22 protein-coding genes are annotated in these 23,956 nt (G+C 61.2%); 15 read left to right on the top strand and 7 right to left on the bottom strand.

Features of this window, described 5'->3' with window-relative positions; genetic code table 11:
• Positions 1–3 precede the first annotated feature (3 nt).
• Together dapB and KI613_RS05335 are read right to left on the bottom strand one after the other, a co-directional pair.
• Positions 4–810, bottom strand: a complete 807-nt coding sequence (gene dapB, locus KI613_RS05340) for a 4-hydroxy-tetrahydrodipicolinate reductase (RefSeq protein WP_226404163.1) — start codon at positions 808–810, stop codon at positions 4–6.
• 3 nt (positions 811–813) lie between these two features.
• Positions 814–1,296 carry an outer membrane protein assembly factor BamE gene (locus KI613_RS05335; RefSeq protein ID WP_226404162.1) on the bottom strand — a complete coding sequence of 161 codons (483 nt, stop codon included), beginning with the start codon at positions 1,294–1,296 and terminating at the stop codon, positions 814–816.
• 94 nt (positions 1,297–1,390) lie between these two features.
• Here KI613_RS05335 and fur point away from each other — a divergent pair, with 94 nt between their 5' ends.
• Together fur and KI613_RS05325 are read left to right on the top strand one after the other, a co-directional pair.
• The gene (gene fur, locus KI613_RS05330; protein ID WP_226404161.1) at positions 1,391–1,834 is read left to right on the top strand and encodes a ferric iron uptake transcriptional regulator; all 444 of its coding nucleotides are present in this window, start codon (positions 1,391–1,393) and stop codon (positions 1,832–1,834) included.
• 17 nt (positions 1,835–1,851) lie between these two features.
• Complete coding sequence (locus KI613_RS05325) at positions 1,852–2,457, top strand: TMEM165/GDT1 family protein (RefSeq protein ID WP_226404160.1); 606 nt, start codon at positions 1,852–1,854, stop codon at positions 2,455–2,457.
• 48 nt (positions 2,458–2,505) lie between these two features.
• Here KI613_RS05325 and recN read toward each other — a convergent pair whose 3' ends face one another.
• Together recN and KI613_RS05315 are read right to left on the bottom strand one after the other, a co-directional pair.
• On the bottom strand, positions 2,506–4,164 hold the full coding sequence (gene recN / locus KI613_RS05320; protein ID WP_226404159.1) for a DNA repair protein RecN: 1,659 nt from the start codon (positions 4,162–4,164) through the stop codon (positions 2,506–2,508).
• Positions 4,164–5,093: an NAD kinase gene (locus tag KI613_RS05315; RefSeq protein WP_226404158.1), complete on the bottom strand. Its 930-nt coding sequence runs from the start codon at positions 5,091–5,093 to the stop codon at positions 4,164–4,166. The genes recN and KI613_RS05315 overlap by 1 nt, the downstream gene beginning before the upstream one ends.
• An 87-nt stretch (positions 5,094–5,180) precedes the next feature.
• Here KI613_RS05315 and KI613_RS05310 point away from each other — a divergent pair, with 87 nt between their 5' ends.
• From KI613_RS05310 to KI613_RS05285, 6 genes are read left to right on the top strand one after another with little or no spacing between them, the layout of a single operon-like run.
• The gene (locus KI613_RS05310; RefSeq protein ID WP_226404157.1) at positions 5,181–5,669 is read left to right on the top strand and encodes an acyl-CoA thioesterase; all 489 of its coding nucleotides are present in this window, start codon (positions 5,181–5,183) and stop codon (positions 5,667–5,669) included.
• Positions 5,670–5,711: 42 nt separating this feature from the next.
• A complete protein-coding gene (hrcA, locus tag KI613_RS05305; RefSeq protein ID WP_226404156.1) occupies positions 5,712–6,740 on the top strand; it encodes a heat-inducible transcriptional repressor HrcA in 1,029 nt (342 codons plus the stop codon).
• A complete protein-coding gene (hemH, locus tag KI613_RS05300; protein ID WP_226404155.1) occupies positions 6,740–7,843 on the top strand; it encodes a ferrochelatase in 1,104 nt (367 codons plus the stop codon). The genes hrcA and hemH overlap by 1 nt, the downstream gene beginning before the upstream one ends.
• Positions 7,844–7,894: 51 nt before the next feature.
• Complete coding sequence (trxC, locus tag KI613_RS05295) at positions 7,895–8,341, top strand: thioredoxin TrxC (RefSeq protein WP_226404154.1); 447 nt, start codon at positions 7,895–7,897, stop codon at positions 8,339–8,341.
• A 56-nt stretch (positions 8,342–8,397) separates the two neighbouring features.
• Positions 8,398–9,453 carry a VCBS repeat-containing protein gene (locus KI613_RS05290; RefSeq protein WP_226404153.1) on the top strand — a complete coding sequence of 352 codons (1,056 nt, stop codon included), beginning with the start codon at positions 8,398–8,400 and terminating at the stop codon, positions 9,451–9,453.
• A 32-nt stretch (positions 9,454–9,485) separates the two neighbouring features.
• Positions 9,486–11,105 carry a methyl-accepting chemotaxis protein gene (locus KI613_RS05285; protein WP_226404152.1) on the top strand — a complete coding sequence of 540 codons (1,620 nt, stop codon included), beginning with the start codon at positions 9,486–9,488 and terminating at the stop codon, positions 11,103–11,105.
• Between the two features lie 44 nt (positions 11,106–11,149).
• Here KI613_RS05285 and KI613_RS05280 read toward each other — a convergent pair whose 3' ends face one another.
• Together KI613_RS05280 and KI613_RS05275 are read right to left on the bottom strand one after the other, a co-directional pair.
• The gene (locus KI613_RS05280; RefSeq protein WP_226404151.1) at positions 11,150–12,517 is read right to left on the bottom strand and encodes a protein kinase domain-containing protein; all 1,368 of its coding nucleotides are present in this window, start codon (positions 12,515–12,517) and stop codon (positions 11,150–11,152) included.
• A gap of 132 nt (positions 12,518–12,649) precedes the next feature.
• Entirely contained in the window at positions 12,650–13,576 is a 927-nt protein-coding gene (locus tag KI613_RS05275; protein ID WP_226404150.1) for a hypothetical protein, read from the bottom strand.
• A gap of 74 nt (positions 13,577–13,650) precedes the next feature.
• On the opposite strand from KI613_RS05275, the gene grpE reads away from it, so the two are divergent.
• From grpE to KI613_RS05255, 4 genes are all read left to right on the top strand, one after another.
• Positions 13,651–14,217 carry a nucleotide exchange factor GrpE gene (gene grpE, locus KI613_RS05270; protein WP_226404149.1) on the top strand — a complete coding sequence of 189 codons (567 nt, stop codon included), beginning with the start codon at positions 13,651–13,653 and terminating at the stop codon, positions 14,215–14,217.
• 121 nt (positions 14,218–14,338) lie between these two features.
• The gene (gene dnaK, locus KI613_RS05265; protein ID WP_226404148.1) at positions 14,339–16,276 is read left to right on the top strand and encodes a molecular chaperone DnaK; all 1,938 of its coding nucleotides are present in this window, start codon (positions 14,339–14,341) and stop codon (positions 16,274–16,276) included.
• 83 nt (positions 16,277–16,359) lie between these two features.
• Positions 16,360–17,487 carry a molecular chaperone DnaJ gene (gene dnaJ / locus KI613_RS05260; RefSeq protein WP_226404147.1) on the top strand — a complete coding sequence of 376 codons (1,128 nt, stop codon included), beginning with the start codon at positions 16,360–16,362 and terminating at the stop codon, positions 17,485–17,487.
• 187 nt (positions 17,488–17,674) lie between these two features.
• Positions 17,675–18,814 (top strand): ABC transporter substrate-binding protein, encoded by a 1,140-nt coding sequence (locus KI613_RS05255; RefSeq protein WP_226404146.1) that lies wholly within the window; start codon positions 17,675–17,677, stop codon positions 18,812–18,814.
• 653 nt (positions 18,815–19,467) lie between these two features.
• Here KI613_RS05255 and cysS read toward each other — a convergent pair.
• Positions 19,468–20,838, bottom strand: a complete 1,371-nt coding sequence (gene cysS, locus KI613_RS05250) for a cysteine--tRNA ligase (RefSeq protein WP_226404145.1) — start codon at positions 20,836–20,838, stop codon at positions 19,468–19,470.
• 105 nt (positions 20,839–20,943) lie between these two features.
• Here cysS and KI613_RS05245 point away from each other — a divergent pair, with 105 nt between their 5' ends.
• The 3 genes from KI613_RS05245 to KI613_RS05235 are packed head-to-tail and all read left to right on the top strand — an operon-like array spanning position 20,944 to position 23,950.
• Positions 20,944–22,086: a nuclear transport factor 2 family protein gene (locus tag KI613_RS05245; protein ID WP_226404144.1), complete on the top strand. Its 1,143-nt coding sequence runs from the start codon at positions 20,944–20,946 to the stop codon at positions 22,084–22,086.
• Positions 22,083–23,378, top strand: a complete 1,296-nt coding sequence (locus KI613_RS05240) for a L,D-transpeptidase family protein (RefSeq protein WP_226404143.1) — start codon at positions 22,083–22,085, stop codon at positions 23,376–23,378. The genes KI613_RS05245 and KI613_RS05240 overlap by 4 nt, the downstream gene beginning before the upstream one ends.
• Positions 23,378–23,950, top strand: a complete 573-nt coding sequence (locus KI613_RS05235; RefSeq protein ID WP_226404142.1) for a peptidylprolyl isomerase — start codon at positions 23,378–23,380, stop codon at positions 23,948–23,950. Before KI613_RS05240 ends, KI613_RS05235 begins: the two co-directional genes overlap by 1 nt.
• Positions 23,951–23,956 lie beyond the last annotated feature (6 nt).

The raw sequence follows: 23,956 nt of genomic DNA, 5'->3' as shown, positions 1-23,956 counted from the left end.
AGACTAGCGCAGGCCGAGAACGTCCTGCATATCAAAAAGACCGTTCTTCCGGCCCGCCAGGAAACGCGCTGCACGCAGGCTGCCAAGCGCATAGGGCATGCGGCTGCTGGCCTTGTGCGTGAGCTCGACGCGCTCGCCGAGACCGCAGAACATGACCGTATGATCGCCAACGATATCGCCGCCACGAACGGTGGCGAAGCCTATGGTCGATGGGTCGCGCTCGCCGGTAACGCCTTCGCGCCCATAAACCGCACACTCTTCAAGATCGCGGCCGAGCGCGCTGGCGACCACTTCGCCCATGCGCAACGCCGTCCCGGACGGCGCATCGATCTTCAGGCGATGGTGCGCCTCGACAATTTCGATGTCGTAACCCTGGTTCAGGATGCTCGCCGCCGTCTCAAGCAGCTTGAAGACGAGATTGACGCCAACCGCCATGTTGGACGCGAAGACGACTGGAACATCCTTGGCTGCCGCAGCGATCACGGCCTTGCCATCAGCTTCGAAGCCGGTCGTGCCAATCACCATGGCGACGCCGGCCTGGCGGCACATTTCGAGATGAGCCAGCGTGCCTTGCGGGCGGGTGAAATCGATCAGGCAATCAATATTCTTGAGGCCGGCCGCGACGTCATCGGTCACCACCACGTCGCAGGGCATGCCGACCAGATCACCGGCCGTCTTGCCAATCGCCGGGCTGCCCGGCACATCGAAGGCTGCGCCGAGCGCCAGTTGGTCATCCTTGAGCGTGGCCTCGATCAACATCCGGCCCATGCGGCCGCCGGCACCGACGACACCAATACGTGTAGCAGTCATTCCTTAAAACCCTATCATGTCCATGAAACGACGGTAATAGCTCGGCGGCTCGCGCGGCGGCAACGGCTTGTCTGCCTGTTCGGCCGACAGCGATCCGAGATCGACGAGACGGCTCTTGTTGAGCGGGGCATTCAGTTCGCCGGATTCGCCCTCGGCGATATCGCCCTCAACCCGCTCGAGCAGGCCGTCATTGCTGAAGAACGCGGTGAATTTGCGTGCTTCGACCTTGCCAGTCTGGCCGTTCTGGTAGCGGTAGACGTAGTCCCAACGTTGCTGATGGAAGATGTCTGCCACCATCGGCGTACCGAGCAGGAAGCGAACCTGATCGCGCGTCTGGCCCGGCTTGAGCTGGGAAACCATCTCCTGCGTCAGGACATTGCCCTGCTGGATATCGATCTTGTATTCGTTGATGAAGCCCGGCTTGTAGGAACAAGCGGAGATGAGCGCGCAGGAGGCGGCTACGAGCAATAGACGGGAACGGCGCATTCAGTTTTCCGGAGTTTTTCAATCGGCTTTGAAGCGGTATATCATACCCGAAATCAGCATTTCGCCTGATCGAACAATTTCAGGAATTCCAGCAATGAGCGATCCGCAAAGCCTCAAGAACATGGGGCTAAAAGCCACTTTTCCCCGCCTGAAAATTCTTGAGTTGTTCGAAACGAGCACCTTGCGCCATATGACTGCGGAAGACGTCTACAAGATGCTGATTGCCGAAAACATGGACATCGGGCTGGCCACCGTTTACCGCGTGCTCACCCAGTTCGAGCAGGCCGGCCTGCTCGAACGGCACTTCTTCGAATCCGGCAAGGCCGTCTTTGAGATCAATCACGGCAAGCATCACGACCATCTGGTCTGCATCAATTGCGGCCGCGTCGAAGAGTTCTACGATCCGGAAATCGAAAAGCGCCAGAACGCCATCGCCCAGGAGCGCGGCTTCGCCATCCAGGACCATGCGCTTTACCTGTACGCCCAATGCACCAAGGCCGAGTGCCCGCATCGCGACCATCCGGACGCCAAGTCCTGACTTTCTGATTTTCCCCGATGACTGATATCGCCCTGGCGCCGGGGGCTTGGCTATCCTCGGCCGGCGCCACCTTTTTGCTGATCGCCCTCGCCGAATTCGGCGACAAGAGCCAACTCGTCTGCATGACGCTGGCCGCCCGCCATCGCGGCCTGCCGATCGTTCTCGGCGCCGTCGCTGCCTTCGCCCTCCTCAACCTGCTCGCCGTATTGTTCGGCGCGGCGATTGCCGCCTGGCTGCCGGAATGGGTCGTTACGGCAGCCGTTGCCATGCTCTTCACCGTCTTCGGCATCAGCGCCCTGCGCTTCGAGGAAGAAGAGGACGGCGAAGAGGAAATTAAGGAAAAGCCAGGCTACGGCATCTTCGCCAGCACTTTCCTGATGATCTTTCTCGCCGAATTCGGCGACAAGACCCAGATCGCCATCGCCGGCCTGGGCAGCACCGCCGACGCAACGGCCACTTGGGTCGGCGCCACGCTGGCGCTGGCCTGCACGTCGATACTCGGCGTTGTCGCCGGGCGGCGCTGGCTCAACCGCCTGCCCCTGCACTGGATTCACCGAATCAGCGGGGTCTTTTTCCTGTTGTTGGCGCTACTCGCCGTCTTGCGCCTGCTCGGCATCATTTGAATTTTTGCCGTTCTTTCCGGTTGACCGTAGGACTCCGGAAAATCGGCCTCACGCCTTCAGGCGGAGCAGTTCCCGTGCATGCTGCAAGGTGATATCGGTGATATCGACCCCGCCCAGCATGCGGGCGATTTCCTGGATTCGGCCGGCTTCGGCTAGCGGCTGAATGGCGCTCAAGGTGATGCCATCGCGCGTCGCCTTGCTGACCTGCCACTGCCAGTTGGCCTGGGCGGCGACTTGCGGTAGGTGGGTGACGCAGAGGACCTGACGTTCACTGCCCAGTTCGCGCAGCAGGCGGCCGACGATTTCGGCGACGCCGCCGCCGATACCGACATCAACCTCGTCGAAAATCAAGGTCGGGACGCTGGCTGAGCGCGAAGTGAGTACTTGTATCGCCAGGCTGATGCGCGACAACTCGCCGCCCGAAGCGACCTTGGCCAGCGGCTTGGCTTCGTTGCCGGCCAGGCCACCGATGCGGAATTCGATCTGCTCCAGGCCGTAGACGGCACCATCGGCAACCGGGACCAGGGCGACTTCGAAACGGCCGGAGGACAGTGCCAGTTGGCGCATGATTTCGCTGACTGCCTGGCCCATCTCGGTTGCCGCTTTCTTGCGGCCAGTCGAGAGTTTTTCGGCCTGGGCCAGATAATCCTTACGGGCGGCGGCGACCTTCGTTTCGAGCGCCGCCAGATCGGCTGATTCGTCGAGTTCAGCGAGGCGCTGCCGCCAGCTGGCGAGCAGGCCCGGCAGTTCGGCCGGCTGGACGCGATACTTGCGGGAATGGCTCATCACCGCGTCCATCCGGCGCTCGACCTGAGCCAGGCGTGTCGGGTCGAGATCGGCCCGGTCGGCGTAGCGGCGCAGGGTGGACACGGCGTCTGACAATTCGGCCTGCACCGAGCCAATCAGCGCGGCGACTTCGGCCAGCGCCGGATCGTACTCGGCGAGATTGCCGAGCCGCGTGGCGACGCTATCGATCTGGCGTTCGCAGGCAGCTTCGTCGTCGGAAAGGATGGCCAGCGCGTATTGCGCACCCTCGATCAGGCTGGCGGCGTGCCCGAGGCGACGGTGTTCGACGTCGAGCGTCGCCCATTCGTCGTCGCCAAAAGCCAAGGCATCGAGTTCGCCGATTTGCCATTGCAACTGCTCGCGTTCGCGCTGGAGCACGTCGGCGCCGTCGCTGGCGGTACGCAGCATTTGCTCGGCGTCGCGCCAGATTTTCCAGGCGGCGGCGACTTCACGCGACTGTCCGCTCAGGCCCGCGTGGCTGTCGAGCAGCGTGCGCTGGGCTTCGGCCCGTAACAGCGACTGATGGGCATGCTGGCCGTGGATATCGACCAGCCATTCGCCGACTTCGCGCAGTTGCTGAACGGTCGCCGGCGAGCCATTGATGTAGGCGCGCGACCGGCCGCCGGCATCGACGACGCGACGCAGCAACAGTTCGTCATCGCCCTCAAGGTCATTGGCGCGCAGCCAGTCGCCCACTTGCGGCTGGGCGGTGATATCGAAGGTGGCTGCGACTTCGGCCTTGTCGCAGCCGGAACGAACGACGCCGGCATCGGCGCGTTCACCGAGGGCCAGCGCCAAGGCGTCGATCAGGATCGACTTGCCAGCCCCAGTTTCGCCGGTCAACGCGCCAAACCCGGCCAAAAACGAAAGCTCCAGCCGGTCGACAATGACAAAGTCGCGAATCGTCAGGTGCTGCAGCATCAGGTACCCTTGGGACGCTCGCTCCACTGCAGCTTCTGGCGCAGCATGGCGAAATAACTGTAGCCCGGCGGGTGCAGGAAACAGATGGCGTGTTCGGAACGGCGCAGGCGGACGCAATCGCCACGCTGCAGGTCAAGCGTCACCTGACCGTCGAAGTGCACGCGCGCATCGTCGGCATTGGCGATGCGCAATTCGATGTCGGCGCTGTCATTGACGATGATCGGCCGGTTGCTCAGGGCGTGCGGACAGAGTGGCACGAGGGCGATGCCGGCGGTCGTCGGATGCAGGATCGGCCCGCCGGCCGACATCGAATAGGCCGTCGAACCGGTTGGTGTCGAGACGATCAGGCCGTCGGAGCGCAGGTTGTAGATGAACTCGCCGTCGATGAACAACTCGAATTCGATCATTCGGCCAATAGCGCCCTTGTCGACCACGACATCGTTGAGTGCCAGGTTTTCGGCAATTTCCTTGCCGTCGCGCGTCACTTCGGCGGCCAGCAACATGCGGTTTTCCTGGGCAAAGCGGCCGTCGAGCAGGTCGTCCATGCAGGTCAGCAGGTCGTCACGGGCGATGTCGGTCATGAAGCCGAGCCGACCCTGATTGACGCCGACCAGCGGCACGCAATAGCGGGCCAGACGGCGCGCCGCGTTGAGCATCGTGCCGTCGCCGCCAAGCACGATGGCGAGGTCGGCATGGGCGCCGATGTCGTTGAAGCCGCAGGTCACCCAGCGCGACAGGTCGACCTTCTTGCCGATGTGCTCGGATGTTTCGCGCTCGATGAAGACCGAGACACCGCGCTCGTAAAGGTACTCTGCCAGACGACGCAGCGACTCGGCAATTTCCATGCTGTGGTATTTGCCGACCAGCGCGATGGTCCGGGGATTGCGGATGGAAGCGAAGCTTCTGTTCATGGGGTCGAATTCTTGCATAAAAACCGCGCAATCGTGCCACCGGACAGCACCGATTCGCCGGAAAAGCGCAGTAACATGACTCACCAACCTTGCGCGCAAATACCCATGCCTCTTGCCAACCACCAACTCAGCATGACCGTCCTGATGACGCCGGACATGGCCAATTTTTCCGGCAACGTCCATGGCGGCACCATCCTCAAACTGCTCGACCAGGTCGCCTACGCCTGTGCCAGCCGCTATGCCGGCGAATATGTCGTCACCCTGTCGGTCGACCAGGTGATGTTCCGCCAGCCCATCCACGTCGGCGAACTGGTCACTTTTCTGGCCGCTGTCAATTACACCGGCCGGACCTCGATGGAAATTGGCGTCAAGGTGCTCACCGAGAACATCCGCGAGCAAAGTGTGCGCCATGCCAACAGCTGCTTTTTCACCATGGTGGCGGTCGATGAAAACGGCAAGGCGACCAGCGTGCCACCGCTGGAACCAACCACCGACGAGGAAAAGCGCCGTTACCAGTCGGCCATGCTCCGGCGTGAACTGCGCCAGGAATTCGAATCGCGCCGCCTGGCACTACATCCCGGAGGCCAACCATAATCGCCCGTCGCTGCCGCCCCGTTTTTTGTACAATCCTCAGCCATGCTTGATGAACGCTCGCGCACCCTGCTGAAAACCTTGGTCGAACACTATATTGCCGACGGGCAACCGGTCGGCTCGCGGGCGCTGTCCAAGTTTTCCGGCCTCGACCTGTCGCCGGCGACGATCCGCAACGTGATGGCCGACCTCGAAGAGGCCGGTTTCGTCGCCAGCCCGCACACCTCGGCCGGGCGCATTCCGACGGCCCGCGGCTATCGGCTGTTCGTCGACAGCCTGCTCACCGTTCAGCCGCTCGAAGCCCGGCAAATGGGCGAAATGAAGGAATCGCTGCACGGCCTGCCGAACAGCCAGATCATCGCCAGCGCCTCGCAACTGCTCTCCAGCCTGTCGAATTTCGCCGGCGTCGTCATCGCGCCGCGGCGCCAGGCCAGCCGCATCCGCCAGATCGAATTCCTCAGCCTGTCGGAAAAGCGCATCCTGCTCATCATCGTCACCGCTGACGGCGACGTGCAGAACCGCATCGTCAGCAGCGACAAGGCCTACTCACCGTCGGAGCTGGTCAGCGCCGGCAATTACCTGACGCAGAATTTCGCCGGCCTCGATTTCGAGCAGATTCGCCAGCGCCTGGCCAGTGAAATCCAGCAGTTGCGCGAAGACATCAAGCCGCTCATGGCTCTGGCGCTCGACGCCGGCGACGCGGCGATGGCCGAAAACTCGGCGCCCTACGTCATTTCCGGCGAACGCAACCTGCTCGATGTCGAGGAGTTATCCTCGAACATGAAGCGTCTGCGCGAGTTATTCGATCTCTTCGAGCAACGTTCCAGCCTCGTCCGCCTGCTCGATATTTCCAACCGCGCCGAGGGCGTGCAGATATTCATCGGCGGCGAATCGGGCATCGCCCCGCTCGACGAATGCAGCGTCATCGCCGCGCCCTACAGCGTCGATGGCCGCATCGTCGGTTCGGTCGGTGTCATCGGCCCGACCCGCATGGCCTACGAACGCGTGATCCCCATCGTCGACATCACCGCGCGCCTGCTTTCCAGCGCCCTTTCCTACAAGTCGGACAACTAATGCCCCGTTTTCTCCCGGAACCGCCGCACCGTCATGGCAATGCGGCCAGCACCGCTGTCGTCCTCGTCAATCTCGGCACACCGGACGCGCCGACCGCGCCGGCCCTCAAGCGCTACCTCAAGCAGTTCCTCTCCGACCCGCGTGTCGTTGAAATCCCCAAGCCACTCTGGTGGCTGATCCTCAACGGCATCATCCTCAATACCCGGCCGAAAAAATCGGCCGCCAAGTACGCCACCGTCTGGATGCCGGAAGGCTCGCCGCTGCGCGTCCATACCGAGCGTCAGGCCAAGCTGCTCAAGGGCCTGATCGGCCAGCGCGGCCATCACGTCACCGTCACTTGGGCCATGCGCTACGGCTCGCCGGCGCTACCTGACGTACTGAGCCACCTCAAAGCCGAGGGCGCCAGCCGCATTCTGGTCGTGCCGATGTACCCGCAATACGCCGCGAGCACGACGGCGACTGTCGTCGACGACGCCTGCCAGTGGCTGACGCAAACCCGCAACCAGCCTGAAATGCGCTTCACGCGCAATTTCCACGACCATGACGGCTATCTCGCCGCGCTCGAAAAAACGGTGCGCCAGCTTTGGCAGACGAACGGCGCGCTCGGTGAAAACGACAAGCTGCTCATCAGTTTCCACGGCCTGCCGAAGCGCAGCCTGACCCTCGGCGACCCCTATTTCTGTGAATGTCACAAAACCGGCCGCCTGCTTGCCGAGCGCCTGAACCTCAAGTCCGAGCAATTCCAGATCTGCTTCCAGTCCCGCTTCGGCAAGGCCGAATGGCTGCAGCCCTACACCGCGCCAACGCTCGAAGAATGGGGCAAGCGGGGCATCCGCCGGGTCGATGTCATCTGCCCCGGCTTCGTCGCCGACTGCCTCGAAACGCTCGAAGAAATCGCCCAGGAAGGCCGCGCCGACTTTCTCAAGGCGGGCGGCAAGGAATACCACTACATCCCGGCACTCAACGAAGACGACGCGTGGATCAGGGCCCTGGCCGACATCGTCGAAAACCATCTGGCCGGCTGGCCGACCAAAGCCGCCATCGACCCGCAGGCGCTCGAAACCAGCGCCCGGCAGGCCATCAAATTCGGCGCTCGCTCTTGAAATCCGGCACCGGGTACCCATATCAGAAAAACATGATATTTGGAGCGCCCGATGCCTGAAGAAAGCCTGCACGTCGTCTGTCCGCACTGTTCCACGGTCAACCGGATTTTTGGCCAAAAATTGAAAGACTCACCGAACTGCGGTCAGTGCAAACAGCCGCTGTTCACCGGTGAGCCGACCGAACTGACCGCAGCCAATTTCGACCGCCACATCTCGCGCAACGACCTGCCCGTCGTCGTCGATTTCTGGGCGCCCTGGTGCGGGCCATGCCGGCAAATGGCACCGAATTTCCATCAGGCCGCCATTGATCTCGAACCCTACGCCCGTCTGGTCAAGGTCGATACAGAAGCCGAACAGCAACTGGCCGCCCGCTTCAATATCCGCAGCATTCCGACGCTGGCCATATTTATTAATGGCCGCGAGATCGCCCGCCAGAGCGGCGCGCTCGACCTCGGCTCGCTGAAACGCTGGATACAGCCGCATCTCCACAAACCTTAACTTCTGCCCCCGGCCGCCGTTAATGATGCATCCCAATGCATTCGACGGAGGCCCCGATGAAAATTGCCAGCAGCAGCCTGCAAATGGCCTCGTCGCACGCCAGCGTCCAGCGCCATGAAGTCCGCGAATCGCTGAAAATGTGGGTCGGGCCACAGCGCCCGCAATTTGCCGGTGAAGATTCGCGCCCCCGCCAGGCGCGCAACGACAACGTCAGCCTGTCAGATGCCAGCAAGGCGGCCAGCCAAGCCAGCACCAATGAAACCACCGAGGATTCCGAGCTTGATGCCGATCCGCGGCTACGTTTCATTCGCTCCATGCTGGAGCTGCTGACTGGGCACCGGATTCGCCTGTTCGACGCCAGCGAACTCCAGCCCAGCGCAGAAACGCCAGCCATTGAAGCGCCACCAGCCGCCGATGCCCCGGCGCGCCCGACGTTGGCCGGCTACGGCATCGAGTACGACCGCCATGAATCCTACAGCGAGGCCGAGCAGACAACTTTTGCCGCCAGCGGCACGGTGACGACGGCCGATGGCCGCGCGATCAAGTTCGACCTGCAGTTGTCGATGTCGCGCCAGTATCACGAAGAAAGCGATATCAGCCTCCGCCTCGGCGACGCGGCGCGCAAGATCGATCCGCTCGTCCTCAACTTCGCCGGCAACGCGGCGCAACTGACTGACCAGCGTTTTGCCTTCGACCTCAATGCCGACGGCAGCGCGGAGAACATCAACCGCCTCGCCCCGGGCAGCGGCTTCCTGGCCTTCGACCGCAACGGCGACGGCGAGATCAACGACGGCAGTGAATTGTTCGGCCCGATGAGCGGCGACGGTTTTCAGGAACTGGCCAGGCTCGATGCTGACAAGAACGGCTGGATTGATGAAAACGACGCCGCTTTTGAACAGTTAACGGTCTGGACACCTGACAAATCTGGCAAAGATGCACTCCGCTCGCTGAGCAATACCGGCGTCGGCGCCATTGCGCTAAGCCGTATTACTACGCCATTTGACCTCAAAACAAATGCCAATGAACTACTCGGAGAAATTCGCACTTCTGGAATTTTTTTGCATGAATCGGGTGCGGCTGGCACAATCCAGCAAATAGACCTGACCGCCTAGCTGAAAATGGTGGCAGTAACTCGAGGGACATCATGCCGCGCTTTGCCGATTTGAAAATTTGGATCCGCCTGACGGCGGCCATTTGGGTAGTACTGGCCATCATCTGGGCAGGGGCAATAGTCTGGACCACCCAGGTCAATCGAGAGACGGCGATCCTGCAAGCGCAGGATTTCTCGAAAAGCATCCACGAAATGACCATGGCCGGACTGACCGGCATGATGCTGACCGGCACCGTCGGCCAGCGTGAAGTCTTCCTCGACCAGATCGAACAGCTCTCGGTCATCAAGGATCTAATCGTCGCCCGCAGCGATGCCGTGGTCAAACTTTACGGCCCCGACACCAAGAGCAAGCGGCCGCTCGATACGCTGGAAAAAGAAGTGATGGCTACCGGCAACCCGTACATGTCGGTTGAATCGGCCAATGGCAGTTCTTACCTGCACGTTATCAACCCGACCAAGGCCTCGAAAAACTACCTTGGCAAGGACTGCATCCTGTGCCACCAGGTTCCTGAAGGCACCGTGCTCGGCGTCGTCAGCATGAAGGTGTCGCTCGACTCCGTCGAAGCCCAGGTCTCGGCTTTCCGCGTCAAGATTGCCGGCGTCGCGCTGGCCGCGCTGGGCGCCCTGCTCGTCATCATCTACCTGATCACCAACCATTTTGTCAGCAAGCCGCTCGAAGCCATGCGCAGCGGCCTCGCCGACATTGCCCGCGGCGAGGGCGACCTTACGCGCCGCCTGCCAATCAAGGGCAACGACGAAGTTGGCCAGGCGGCACAGGTTTTCAACGAAATGATGGAGAACTTCAACCAGCTGGTCCGCCAGGTCCGCGACTCGGCCAGCCAGGTTTCCGCCCGCGTCGCCGCCCTCTCCGAGAGCGCCGACCGCGTCACGCAAAGTTCGCATCAGCAGAACGAGAAGTCCAACGAGGCCGCCTCGGCCGTCGAACAACTGGTTTCGAGCATTTCATCGATCGCCAAGAGTGCCGAACACGTCCAGCACCAGTCGCAGGAAAGTCTGGCCCGCGCCACCGAAGGTAGCCGCAACCTCAACGTGCTACTCGGTGAAATGAACGTCGTCGAGCACGCCGTCAAGGAAATGGCCGACTCGGTCAATAACTTCGTCAAGAACACCGAATCGATCACGACGATGACCCGTGAAGTCAAGGACATCGCCGAACAAACCAACCTGCTGGCCCTCAACGCGGCCATTGAGGCGGCGCGAGCCGGCGAACAGGGGCGCGGTTTCGCGGTCGTGGCCGATGAAGTGCGCAAGCTGGCCGAAAAGTCTTCGCGCTCGGCCACTGAAATTGATGCCATCACCGCCCAGCTCAGCGCCCAGTCAGTGGCTGTCCGGCGCAGTATCGAGGCCGGCATGGCCCACCTGGAAAGCAGCCAGGCAGCCGTCCATTCGGTGTCGGATGTACTCGAGGCGACGAATGGCTCGGTGACCGAAGTCGGTCATGGCCTCGACGCCATCGCCTCGGCCACCGAGCAGCAACGCCGCTTCTCGGGCGATGTCGAAAACAGCATCGAGGCCATCGCTGGCATGGCCCGCGAAAACTCGGGCACGGTCGAACAGACGGCCGGCGCCGCACACGACCTCAAGCGCCTGGCCGAAGGCCTGGCTGCTCTGGTCGGGCGTTTCAAGGTCTGAGAATTTAAAGCCTGTCGGTAAAACAGCCTCTCCGGAGGCTGTTTTTACATCGGCGTCAACTCGAGATCGAGGCCGCCCGGCGGGCGCGACGAGGCCCCGTTGATTGAGCCGCCCAGGCTCTTGACGGCCGGCTGGCCTTGCGCCGCAGCTATGCGGTTAACTCCCCGCAGGCGATTGATCATTCTGGCCAGCAGCGCATTGCGCATGCGTTCAAGCAACTCTTCCGACGACAGGGCGAGCGCTGCCGCATTGACTTCGAGGAACAACGTCGGCTCGAGCGTGACGGCGGTCGAACAGCGCTGGTCGCTGGACGGGTGCAGATAGGACACCTCGCCGATCGGCTCGCTGCGTCCGAGGCGGCACAGGGCCTTGCCTTCGATCGAGATTTCGACGGAGCCGCTGATGATGATGCCGAAGAATTTGTTGCGCTCGCCTTCACGAATGATCGCCACGTTGGGCAGTATTTCGCGCCAGACCGAGACGCGCAGGACTTCCCAGACTTCGACGTTTTCGAACTCGACAAAGAAATCGAGCCCGCGCAAGGTCTCGAAATGCCTCGTATCCTGCGCCGTTTCGTCCTCTTCGAGGATCTGGTAGCGCACGGCCGAGAGGTCCTTGGCCATTTCGGCGCCATTCCGGTAGCGGCTGTAGAGATCCTTCTCCAGCGCCCGGCGCATGATGGCATTGAGGCCTTCCGGCAGATTCGGGTTGAGCGCGGTGACGGCTGGCGCGTCGGTATTGATGATGCGATAGACCAGCGTCGCCTGGTTGTTGGCGCGGAACGGCAGGCGGCCGGTCAGCAGCTGGAACATCAGGACGCCGAGCGAATAGAGGTCGGTCTTCTGGTTGAGCGGATAACCCTTGATCTGCTCCGGCGACATGTAGGCCGGCGAGCCGACGCCCATGATGAAGGTCGAGTCGCGGTCCATGTCCTTGTTCATGTTGAGCGCCAGGCCGAAATCGGCGATCTTCGGCTCGTCGTTGGCGGCGATCATGATGTTGGCCGGCTTGATGTCGCGGTGGATGATGCCCTGCCGGTAAGCCGCGTCGAGCGCCATGCAGCACTTGAAGATGATGCTGATCGCCCGGTGCATGGGGAGCAGCTTGTCGATCCGGCAGTTGTCCTCGAGCGTGAAGCCGTCGACATACTCCATGGCCAGATAGGCGAAGTCCGGCTCAACCACGGCTTCGTAAACCTGAACGATATTCGGGTGGTTGAGGCGCTTGGAAACCATCCCCTCGTTCTGGAACAGCTTGCGCATGCGCCGCGACATGGCGGCGCTGTCGTGACCAAAGCTGATCACCTTGACGGCCACCTGGCGGTTGGCATCCGGGTCGTCACAGAGGTAGACAGTGGCCGTCGCGCCCTTGCCCAGCTCCTTAATTACCCGGTATTTGCCGATCTTTTCCATTCAGGATTCGCCAGAAACAATCAATAAATTATCGTAGCACGCAGGTTACGGCACGGCAGCAGTTTTGTCGCCGGGCAAGCGGCGCATTGCTTTGCCGATAAATCATCGGCAGCTATAACCGGTTTTCGCTGCTCAGGCCGCGACATTGACATTCAAGCCACTGATGGCAAACCCGTCTCCCGCGCCACCCAGCCCAAGGTCGCCCTGCGCCGAGTACAACTCGCTGCCGCCCTGGGACAAGGATTTTTCGATGTCAGCCAGGCTTTTTTCGGCCGACTGCAGGTCGAGCTTCGCCTGCTTTTCCTCCTTGCTCGCCCGGGCCTGGTTGGCGGCCAGGGCCATCTTGGCTTTGAGCATCGCGATCGCTTCCTTGAGGAGCTTTTTCGCATCCTGCAGCATGGCCCGCAGATCCCCGTCGCCCTCACCCTGCCCGGCCTGCCGGCCATCGGCCGGGCTGGCAGTCGATGAAGCGGCGGCATCTGCTGTCGTTTTGGCTTGCGCCTCATTGACTTGGGCCGTATCGCTCGCGCCGCTGGCCGCCTCGACGGCGGCTAATTCAGTCGTAGTGCTGGCCACCGCTTGCGCTTTAGCCGACGCGCTGCCGGAGTCATCCATCGCACCAGTCACCACTTCAGCGCCCGCTGGCGCCGAAACTGCGCCTTGAGCGCCACTACCCAGGCTTTTTGCTACCGACGACAGCTCTTTGGCGATATTTTTCAATTCGCGGGCCAGTGCCCTGGCCTGTTCGGGCGAGGCATGCAGAAGCATGGCTTTCAAGGCATCGAGCCGCTTCTTGAGCATGGCGACGCGATTCATCGAGTCCTGCTTGGCCATCTGCTTTGGCGTGGGCATCGCCTGAAGGCGCTTGATGGCGTCCTGCATCTCGCCCAGACGCTTGGCCTGACGCTCTTCGCTCGCCTTGCTGCGGGCGTCCGAGGCTGCCCCCAGCAAAGCGTAGGTAGCACCCAATCCAGTTAATTCCATGTCCTTCACCCCGGCCGACTCGACTGACTTCCTAACGGCATATTTGCCGGAAAGTTGATGGTCAAAATGAGCCATATTTTTTGCCGCACGGCTCTTGAAAGCCGGGAAAGCACCCCCAGATAGCTTGCAGATTTTTGGGAGATCCATGCATGACGAACACTGAAAACAACCAGGAAGCAATGCTAGGCAACGAGCCTGCCGTTGAAGCAGCACCAGCCGCCGCAGCCGAACCGGCCGTCGAGGAACACACCGACAAGCTGCCGAGCATCGAGGAGCAGTTCCGCGCCCTCGAACTGCTGGCCGCCGAACACCACGACGCCTGGCTGCGCGCCAAGGCCGAGGGTGAAAATATTCGCCGCCGGGCTCAGGAAGACATTTCCAAGGCGCACAAGTTCGCCGTCGAGCGCTTTGCCGGCGAACTGCTGGCCGTCAAGGACAGCCTCGAAGCCGCGCTGGCCGTGCCGGAGCAGACAGTCGAGAGCTTCAAGGCCGGCGTCGAACTGACGCTCAAGCAACTGGTTGCCGCCTTCGAAAAGAACGCACTCAACGAAGTCAGCCCGGCTGGCGAAAAGTTTGATCCGCACAAGCATCAAGCCATCGGCATGGTCGATTCGGAGCAGGAACCGAACACCGTCGTCACCGTGCTGCAAAAGGGCTACACCATCGCCGACCGCGTCCTGCGTCCGGCGCTCGTCATGGTCGCCAAGGGCAAATAAACACATTTCACTTTTGGGCGTTTTTTCCGGTTGACCGTAGAAGACTAGTCAATGCGGCTTGAAATCGGTGGCAAAGCCCCCAACTCACGAACATCAGTCATTTATCTTTAAGGAACGAATCATGGGCAAGATCATCGGTATTGACCTCGGCACCACCAATAGCTGCGTCGCCATCATGGAAGGCGGCCAGCCGAAGGTTATCGAAAACGCAGAAGGCGCGCGCACCACGCCGTCCGTCATTGGCTACACCGAAGATGGCGAGATCCTGTGCGGCGCCCCGGCCAAGCGCCAGGCCGTGACCAATCCGAAGAACACGCTGTACGCCGTCAAGCGCCTGATCGGCCGCCGCTTCGAAGAGAAGGAAGTGCAGAAGGACATCGCCCTGATGCCCTTCAAGATCGTCAAGGCCGACAATGGCGACGCCTGGGTTGAAGCGCGCGACAAGAAAATCGCCCCGCCGCAGGTTTCGGCCGAAGTGCTGCGCAAGATGAAGAAGACCGCCGAAGACTACCTCGGCGAAGAAGTGACCGAAGCCGTCATCACCGTGCCGGCCTACTTCAACGACAGCCAGCGTCAGGCCACCAAGGACGCCGGCCGCATCGCCGGTCTGGAAGTCAAGCGCATCATCAACGAGCCGACCGCTGCCGCCCTCGCCTTCGGCATGGACAAGACCAGCAAGAGCGACCGCAAGATCGCCGTCTATGACCTCGGCGGCGGCACCTTCGACATCTCGATCATCGAAATCGCCAACGTCGACGGCGAAACGCAGTTCGAAGTGCTGGCCACCAACGGCGACACCTTCCTCGGCGGCGAAGACTTCGACCAGCGCCTGATCGACTACATCATCGACGAATTCAAGAAGGAATCCGGCGTCAACCTGAAGGCTGACGTCCTCGCCCTGCAGCGCCTCAAAGAAGCCGCTGAAAAGGCCAAGATCGAGCTGTCCTCCAGCCAGCAAACCGAAATCAACCTGCCCTACATCACCGCCGATGCTTCCGGTCCGAAGCACCTGGCGCTCAAGGTCACCCGCGCCAAGTTCGAATCGCTGGTCGATGAGCTGGTCGAGCGCACCGTTGCCCCTTGCGTCATGGCATTGAAGGATGCTGGCTGCAAGATCTCCGACATCGACGACATCATCCTGGTCGGCGGCCAGTCGCGCATGCCGAAGGTGCAGGAAAAAGTTAAGGAAATCTTCGGCAAGGAACCGCGCAAGGACGTGAACCCTGACGAAGCCGTTGCTGTCGGCGCAGCCATCCAGGGCGGCGTGCTGCAGGGCGAAGTCAAGGACGTGCTGCTCCTCGACGTCACCCCGCTCTCCCTCGGTATCGAAACCCTGGGCGGCATCATGACCAAGTTGATCCAGAAGAACACGACAATCCCGACCAAGGCCTCGCAAGTCTTCTCGACGGCTGACGACAGCCAGTCCGCGGTGACCATCCACGTCCTCCAGGGCGAGCGCGAAGTGGCTTCCGGCAACAAGAGCCTCGGCCAGTTCAACCTGGAAGGCATCCCGCCGGCTCCGCGTGGCACGCCGCAGATCGAAGTCATTTTCGACATCGACGCCAACGGCATCATGCATGTCACGGCCAAGGACAAGGCCACCGGCAAGGAAAACAAGATCACCATCAAGGCCAACTCCGGCTTGAGCGAGGCTGAAATCCAGGCCATGGTCAAGGACGCCGAACTGCACGCCGAAGACGACAAGAAGGCGCACGAACTGGCCGATGCCCGCAACCAGGCCGACGGCATGGTGCACATGGTCAAGAAGTCGATGACCGAGTACGGCGACAAGCTCGATGCGGCTGAAAAGGCCAGCATCGAAGCCGCCATCAAGGACGTCGAGGACGTGATGCGCGACGGCGACAAGGAAACCATCACCGCCAAGACAGAAGCCCTGTCGACTGCCGCCCAGAAGCTCGGCGAAAAGATGTACGCCCAGCAACAGGCCGAAGGCGCTGCCGCCGGTGCGGCTGGCCAGCAGGCCGAAGGCGGTGAAAAGACCGTTGAAGGTGATGTCGTCGATGCCGAATTCACCGAAGTGAACAAGGACAAGAAGTAATTCCTGGCCCCACAGCCCGGCGCCGAGCCTTCCGGAAATCTCCGGCGGCGCTCGGCGCCTTTGTCACTTGATGGGTAGAAGAAATGTCAAAACGCGATTTTTACGAAATCCTCGGCGTCAATCGCGACGCCAGCGATGAAGAAATTAAGAAGGCCTACCGCAAGCTGGCCATGAAGCACCACCCCGACCGCAATCCGGACAATCCGGGCGCCGAGGAGAAGTTCAAGGAAGCCAAGGAAGCCTACGAAATTCTGTCGGACGGCCAGAAACGCTCGGCCTACGACCAATTCGGCCACGCCGGCATCGACCAGCAGGCCGGCATGGGTGGCGGCGGTGGCGCCGGCTTTGCCGATGCCTTCGGCGGCATCTTCGACGAAATTTTCGGCGGCCGCGGCGGCGGTGGCGGCGGCGGTCGTTCCAACATCTATCGCGGCGCCGACCTGCGCTACAACCTCGAGATCACGCTCGAACAGGCCGCCCACGGCACGGAAACCAAGATCCGCATTCCGACCATGGAAGTCTGCGATCCCTGCAACGGTTCCGGCGCCAAGCCCGGCACCCAGCCGAAGACCTGCCCGACCTGCGGCGGCTCCGGCCAGGTTCGCCTGCAGCAAGGCTTCTTCTCGATCCAGCAGACCTGTCACAAGTGCCACGGCACCGGCCGCTTCATCGCCGAACCGTGCAAGCACTGCGACGGCGCCGGCCGCATCAAGCAGCACAAGACGCTGGCCGTCAAGATTCCGGCCGGGGTCGATGAAGGCGATCGCATCAGGCTCTCCGGCGAAGGCGAGCATGGCGTCAATGGCGGCCCGCCGGGCGATCTGTACGTGCAGATCCACCTCAAGGCGCACGCCGTGTTCACCCGTGACCACAACGACCTGCATTGCGAGATGCCGATTTCCTTCACCGCCGCCGCACTCGGCGGCGAAATCGAAATCCCGACGCTGGACGGCGCCGCGGCCATCAAGATTCCGGCCGAAACCCAGTCCGGGCGCGTCTTCCGCCTACGCGGCAAGGGCATCAAGGGAGTCCGTAGCCATACCCATGGTGACCTGATGTGCCACGTCGTCGTCGAAACGCCGGTCAACCTGACTGATCGCCAGAAGGAACTGCTGCGCGAACTGGAAGAGTCGAGCCGCGACAACAGCGCCAAGCACAACCCGCGCTCGAAGTCGTGGATGGACAAGGTTAAGGACTTTTTCGCCGAATAATTACTTAATTATTCAAAGCGGCCCCGGCCTACCCGAAAGTTTCGGGGCGCCGGGGCTGTTTCATTTTTGGCCATTTTTTCCGGTTGACCGTAAGACTGAACAAAATGCCGAAAGTCCGGGTCGCCCTGTTCCCGGTAATATCCCCGACTGTTAGAATCGATTGATCAAACAAGGGGGAGAAAAAACAATGAGAGTCTTCAAACGACTGGCCGCCGTTGGTGCAATTGCCTTTTCCACGCTGTGCTGGGCCGAGCCCGGCGTCACCGACACGACGATCACCCTCGGCATGTCGGCTCCCCTGTCCGGCCCGAACGGCGCCTACGGCCTGGACATGCGGCAGACCATCACGACCTATTTCGAGCAGGTCAACAAGGCCGGCGGCATCAATGGTCGCAAGCTCGAACTGATCGCCCTCGACGATGGCTACGAAACCGAGCGCACCGTCGCCAACACCAAGACGCTGATCAAGGAAAAAAATGTCTTCGCGCTGCTCGCCTACTACGGCTCCAGCCCGACGACCGAAACCATGAACACCGTCTTCGGGCCGGCCAAGGTGCCGCTGGTCGGCACCATTTCCGGCGCCGCCACGCTGCGCGAATCGCTGGCCACCAATCCGAATGCGCGCTACATGTTCAATGTCCGCGCCAGCTACGCCGACGAAGCCGAAGTCATCGTCAACCAGATGGTTTCGCTCGGCCTCAAGAATATCGCCGTGTTCTACCAGAACGACGGCTTCGGCAAATCCGGCCTGGATGGCGTCACCGCCGCGCTCAAGAAGCACAACCTCGCCCCGTCTGCCGTCGGCACCGTCGAACGCAATTCGGTGGATGTTGCCAAGGCTGTGGAAACGATTGCCAAGGCAACGCCACAGGCCGTGGTTATGGTCACGCTCTACAAGCCGACGGCCGCCTTCGTCAAGGCCATGAAAAAAGTCGGCCAGCATCCGATGCTGATGACGCTGTCCCCGGTCGGCGCCGAACTGCTCGTCCAGGAGCTCGGCCCCGATTCACGCGGCATCGGCGTTTCGCAGGTCGTGCCCTATCCTTGGAACAACGTCGTGCCGGTCGTCCGCGACTATCAAAAATTGTCCGACAAGGGTGCCTACTCGTACTACGGCATGGAAGGCTACCTGATGGCCAAGACCATGATCGAAGGCCTGAAGCGGGCCGGCAAGGATCTCACCCGCGACAAACTGGTGAGCTCGCTGGAAAGCATGAACGGGGCTGATCTTGGTGGCTACCGCATCAACTACGGGCCGAACACCCGGCTCGGGTCGCGCTTTGTCGAACTGACGGTCATTGGGCAAGGTGGGAAGATTCTGAAGTAAACACTCTTCGGGCAATGCCGTTTAGTTAAGTGGCATTGCCTCGTAGGCTGTGAAATCCATGTTTTATTGGGTATTCTTCTAAATTGGCTTGGGGTTCCGCCCTTGCGGGGCGTCTCACTTTTTCTTGCTTCGCCAAGAAAAAATAAGCAAAAAGAAGGCGACCCTAGGTCGGTGCCGGCTGCGCCGGTTCCCTGCGCTACTCGGGACTGGCGGGGGCTGCGGAACTCGGGCTTCGCCCTCAGACAGTCCTCGCCCTTTATCCGCCAGACCCTGCGTTGCTCGGCACCTCTCAAGGGGCCCGGTGAAACGATCCGCGCTTGGGCTTGGGTGCCAAGATGGCAGATTTCAATTTTGGCTGTTTTTTCCGGTTGACCGTGGGAGCCTGCTCTTTTGGCAAAACGGTCGAACCCGGACGCCTTTGGGGTCCCCGTGGAAGGCGCTGAGCAACGCAGGAAGGCCGGGGGCAGTCGGCTGGCGTTGTTTGAGCCGCAGGCGAGTTTAGCCAGCCGCCCGGCGTTCCGAGTAGCGCAAGGGACCGGCAAAGCCGGCGCCGCCCTCGGGGTCGCCTTTTCTTTGGCTACTTTCTTTTGGCGAAGCAAAAGAAAGTACGCCCGCCAACAAGGCGGAAACCCAAGCCAATTAAAAACGGAAAATCAGGCCCGCCGCCAGGTCGTCCCCTGCGGACTATCATCCAACGCAATCCCCGCCGCCTTCAATTCATCGCGAATACGATCCGACTCGGCAAAATTCCGGGCCTTCTTGGCCGCCGCCCGATCCGCGATCATCTGCTCGATAGCCACTTCATCAAGACCGCCAGCCGCCCCACCGCCCTGCAGATAAGCCATCGGCTCACGCTCGAGCAAGCCGATTACGGCGCCCAGCGCCTTGAGCAAGCCTGACAGTTCGCCACTCTTCTGACGATTGGCCTCGGCGGCGAGCTCGAAGAGCACCGAAATGGCGCCATGCGAATCGAAATCCTCGTCCAGCGCCGCCGCAAAGCGGGCCGCGAAATCGTTTTTCCAATCGATCTCGACAGCCACCGCCGGCACGTCGCGCAAGGTGAAATACAGGCTGTCCAGACTGCGCTTGGCATCGTCGAGATGAGCGTCCGAATAATTCAGCGGGCTGCGGTAATGGGCACGCAGGATGAAGAAGCGGACGACTTCAGCATCGAACTGTTCAAGAACCGTGCGAATCGTGAAGAAATTGCCCAGTGACTTGGACATTTTCTCGTTATCGACACGAACAAACCCGTTGTGCATCCAGTAATTGACGAAGGAGCACTGGTGCGCCCCTTCCGACTGGGCAATCTCGTTTTCGTGATGCGGGAACTGCAAATCCTGGCCACCGCCGTGGATGTCGAAATGATTGCCAAGCAGTTTCGAACTCATGGCCGAACATTCAATGTGCCAACCCGGACGACCTTCACCCCATGGCGACTCCCAGGCCGGCTCACCCGGCTTGGCATGCTTCCAGAGCACGAAATCGAGCGGATCCTGCTTGGCCGAATCGACCTCAACGCGCTCGCCGGCCCGCAGATCGTCGAGCGACTTGCCGGACAGCTTGCCGTAGCCAGGGAACTTGCGCACGGCGTAATTCACGTCGCCGTCGGTGGCCTGGTAGGCGAGGCCGGTCGCCTCGAGCTTGCCGATCAGACCGAGCATTTCCGGCACGTAGTCGGTCGCCCGCGGCTCGAAGTCCGGACGTTGAACGCCCAGTGCATCGGCGTCTTCGTGCATGAAGGCGATGAAGCGGTTGGTCAGTTGCTGGATCGTCTCGCCATTCTCGATGGCGCGCTTGATGATCTTGTCGTCGATGTCGGTAATGTTGCGAACATAGGTCACGTCGTAGCCGCTCGCCTTGAGCCAGCGATAAACCATGTCGAAAACAACCATGACCCGGGCATGCCCAAGATGGCAATAGTCATAGACCGTCATGCCACAGACATACATGCGAACCTTGTTCGCTTCGATCGGGGTGAAAACCTGTTTTTCGCGCTTGAGGGAGTTGTAGATCTTGAGCATGCGGGGAGGGAGACCGGGCTTGGCCGGCTTGCTAATCCCTATGGAATCACCGGCATTTTTGGTAGAATCGGAAGATTGTATAACCTCGAAAAGTATAGCATAGCGATGACCTCTATTTCCCTGCTCCAGCCCCGTTTTCAGAAGCTCAAGACGTTGCGTGCAATGGCGATTGGCCTGGCCATCAGCTTCGCCGTACCGGCTTTCGCCGACAACCTGCCGGAAGTCCAGCGCCTGATCAAGCAGGGCCAGTATCCGCAAGCCATGGAGAAAGTCGATGCCTACCTGAGCAGCCGCCCCAAGGATGCCCAGGGTCGCTTCCTGAAAGGCCTGATCTATACCGAGATGAACAAGCCGGCCGAAGCGATCAGCGTCTTCACCAAGCTTTCCGAGGATTACCCGGAACTGCCGGAACCCTATAACAACCTGGCCGTGCTCTACGCCCAGCAAAAGCAGTACGACAAGGCCCGCACGGCGCTCGAAATGGCCATAAGGACTCACCCGTCCTACGCCATCGCTTACGAAAATCTCGGCGATGTTTACGCCAAGCTGGCCAGTCAGGCCTACGACAAGGCCCTGCAACTGGATAATTCCAATTCGACGACGCAGAACAAGCTGGCCCTGATCCGCGATCTGATCACCACTTCCGGCAAGGGCAACGTCAAGCCGCAGCCGGCTGCCGCCGCACCTGTCGTTGCCGCACCGGTTGCTGTCGCCGCGCCGGTTGCCGCCAAGCCAGCCGCCGCTGCGCCGAACGCAACCATCGTCACGTCGACGCCGGGCGCTGCCTCCGCCTCACCAGCCAGCAAGCCGACAGCGATCGCCGCGGCGCCCGCTCCGGCCGCTGCAGTAGCGACGCCGGCCCCAGCCGCTGCACCGACCCCCGCCCCGGCTCCGGCCAAGGCAACCGCCGGCAGCGACGACGTCATCAAGGCCATGAACGCCTGGGCCGACGCCTGGTCGCGCAAGGACATGCGAGCTTACCTCGGCGCCTATGCACATGAATTCGACACGCCGAAGGGCATGAGTCGCAAGGCCTGGGAACAGGAACGCGAACAGCGCATCGCCGGCAAGGGCGGCAAGATCTCTGTTTCCTTCGATACGCCGCAAGTCACGATCAATGGCGACAAGGCCACCGCCAAGTTCCGCCAGCATTACAAGGCAACCGGTCTGAGCAGCTCGACGACCAAGACCCTGGTCTTCGTTCGGGCCGGTAGCAAGTGGCTGATCAAGGAAGAAAACGCCCGGTGAAATTAGGCCGTAAATTAGTTCTGTCCGGACTGGCGGTCGCCCTGGCCGCCGGTGCAGCAGCCCGGCTTAAAGACAAGCCGGCGACTACCCCAGTCACCATCAACGAACTCTCGGCGATTGCCTTGGCGCGGACAACGCCCGACGCATCCAGCCAGGGTTCGGCCTTGCCCCTGATCGTTTCCGATTCCGGGCCGGAAGAAGCATTGACGCGCATTTTTGCCGAAATTGAAGCGAATCGCCTGAGCAATGCGCTGCTCCTGACCGAAAACCTGCTGCGTCAGCACCCGAACTACCGGTTGGCCCATCTGATCAAGGGCGACCTGTTGCTGGCCCGCAAGCAACCAATCAATACGTTTGGCGCCTTGACCGATGCCCCGGCCGACAAGGTTGCCGACCTGCGCGCCGAAGCTATCGCCCGCCTCGCCGCCTATCGCGAAAAGCCGCCGGCCGATTTCGTGCCGCGCTACCTGCTGCAGATGCAGCCGGACCAGCGTTTCGCCATCGTCGTGGACACCAAGCGCTCGCGCCTCTACCTCTACGAAAACGACCTCAAGAACGGCGGTCAGCCACGCTTCGTCGCCGACTACTACGTCACCCAGGGCAAACTGGGTGCGGAAAAGCTCGTCGAAGGCGACAAGAAGACCCCGGTTGGCGTCTATCACGTCACCGCCAACCTGCCCCGCCAGAAGCTGGCCGACCTTTACGGCAACGGCGCCTTTCCGCTCAATTACCCGAACGAATGGGACAAGCGCCAGGGTCGTGGCGGCAGCGGCATCTGGCTGCACGGCACGCCATCCGACACCTTTTCCCGTCCGCCGCGCGCCTCCGACGGCTGCGTCGTGCTGACCAACCAGGATCTCGACGTCGTCGCCAAGAACCTGCAGGTCGGCCTGACGCCGGTCATCATCAGCAACTCGGTCGAATGGCTGTCGCTCGACGACTGGGCCAAGGAACGCAGCGAACTCAACAAGTCGATCGACGCCTGGCGCGCCGATTGGGAAAGCCGCGATACCGACCGCTACCTGAAGCATTACTCGCAACGCTTCAAGGCCGGCGAGCAGGATTTCGCCGAGTTTTCCGCCCAGAAAAAGCAGGTCAATGCCGGCAAGGAATGGATCAAGCTCAAGATCGACAATCTCTCCGTGTTCCGCAATCCGGGCAAGGAAGAAGTGGTCGTCGTGACTTTCGACCAGGATTACCGCAGCAACAACCTCAACAACCAGATGAAGAAACGCCAGTACTGGCTGCGCGAAGGCGACCAGTGGAAAATCATTTACGAAGGAAGTGCCTGATGTTGAAAAAAGTCTCCGCCCTCGCCGCCGGCCTGCTCGTCTCGCTCGCCGTGTGGGCCGCCCCGACCGTCGAAATGACGACCAATCTGGGTAAATTCACGCTTGAGCTGTTCCCAGACAAAGCCCCGAAAACGGTCGAAATGTTCCTCTACAACGCCAAGCACGGCTTTTACGAGGCAACCATTTTCCACCGCGTCATCGATGGTTTCATGATCCAGGGCGGCGGTTTCAGCATGGCCATGGAAGAGAAGAAGGTGCTGACCCCGGCCTTGAAGAACGAAGCGACCAATGGCCTGGCCAATGATCGCGGCACGGTGGCCATGGCTCGCACCGGCGACCCGCATTCGGCGCGCGTCCAGTTCTTCGTCAATCTCAAGAACAACGATTTCCTCAATCACAAGACCACCGGCGACCCGCGCGGCTGGGGCTATGCCGTCTTCGGCAAGGTCACCCAGGGCATGGACGTCATCGACAAGATTGCCAAGGTGCCGACCGGCAACGCTGGCTATTACGAAAACGTTCCGACGACTCCGGTCGTCATCCAGAACGTCAAAATCATCTCCGACAAATAAGGATCC

Source organism: Ferribacterium limneticum, from assembly GCF_020510585.1.
Taxonomy (GTDB): Bacteria; Pseudomonadota; Gammaproteobacteria; order Burkholderiales; family Rhodocyclaceae; genus Azonexus.
The sequence above is the reverse complement of the archived record's forward strand: the minus strand, read 5'-3'. Positions and strand labels throughout refer to the sequence as shown.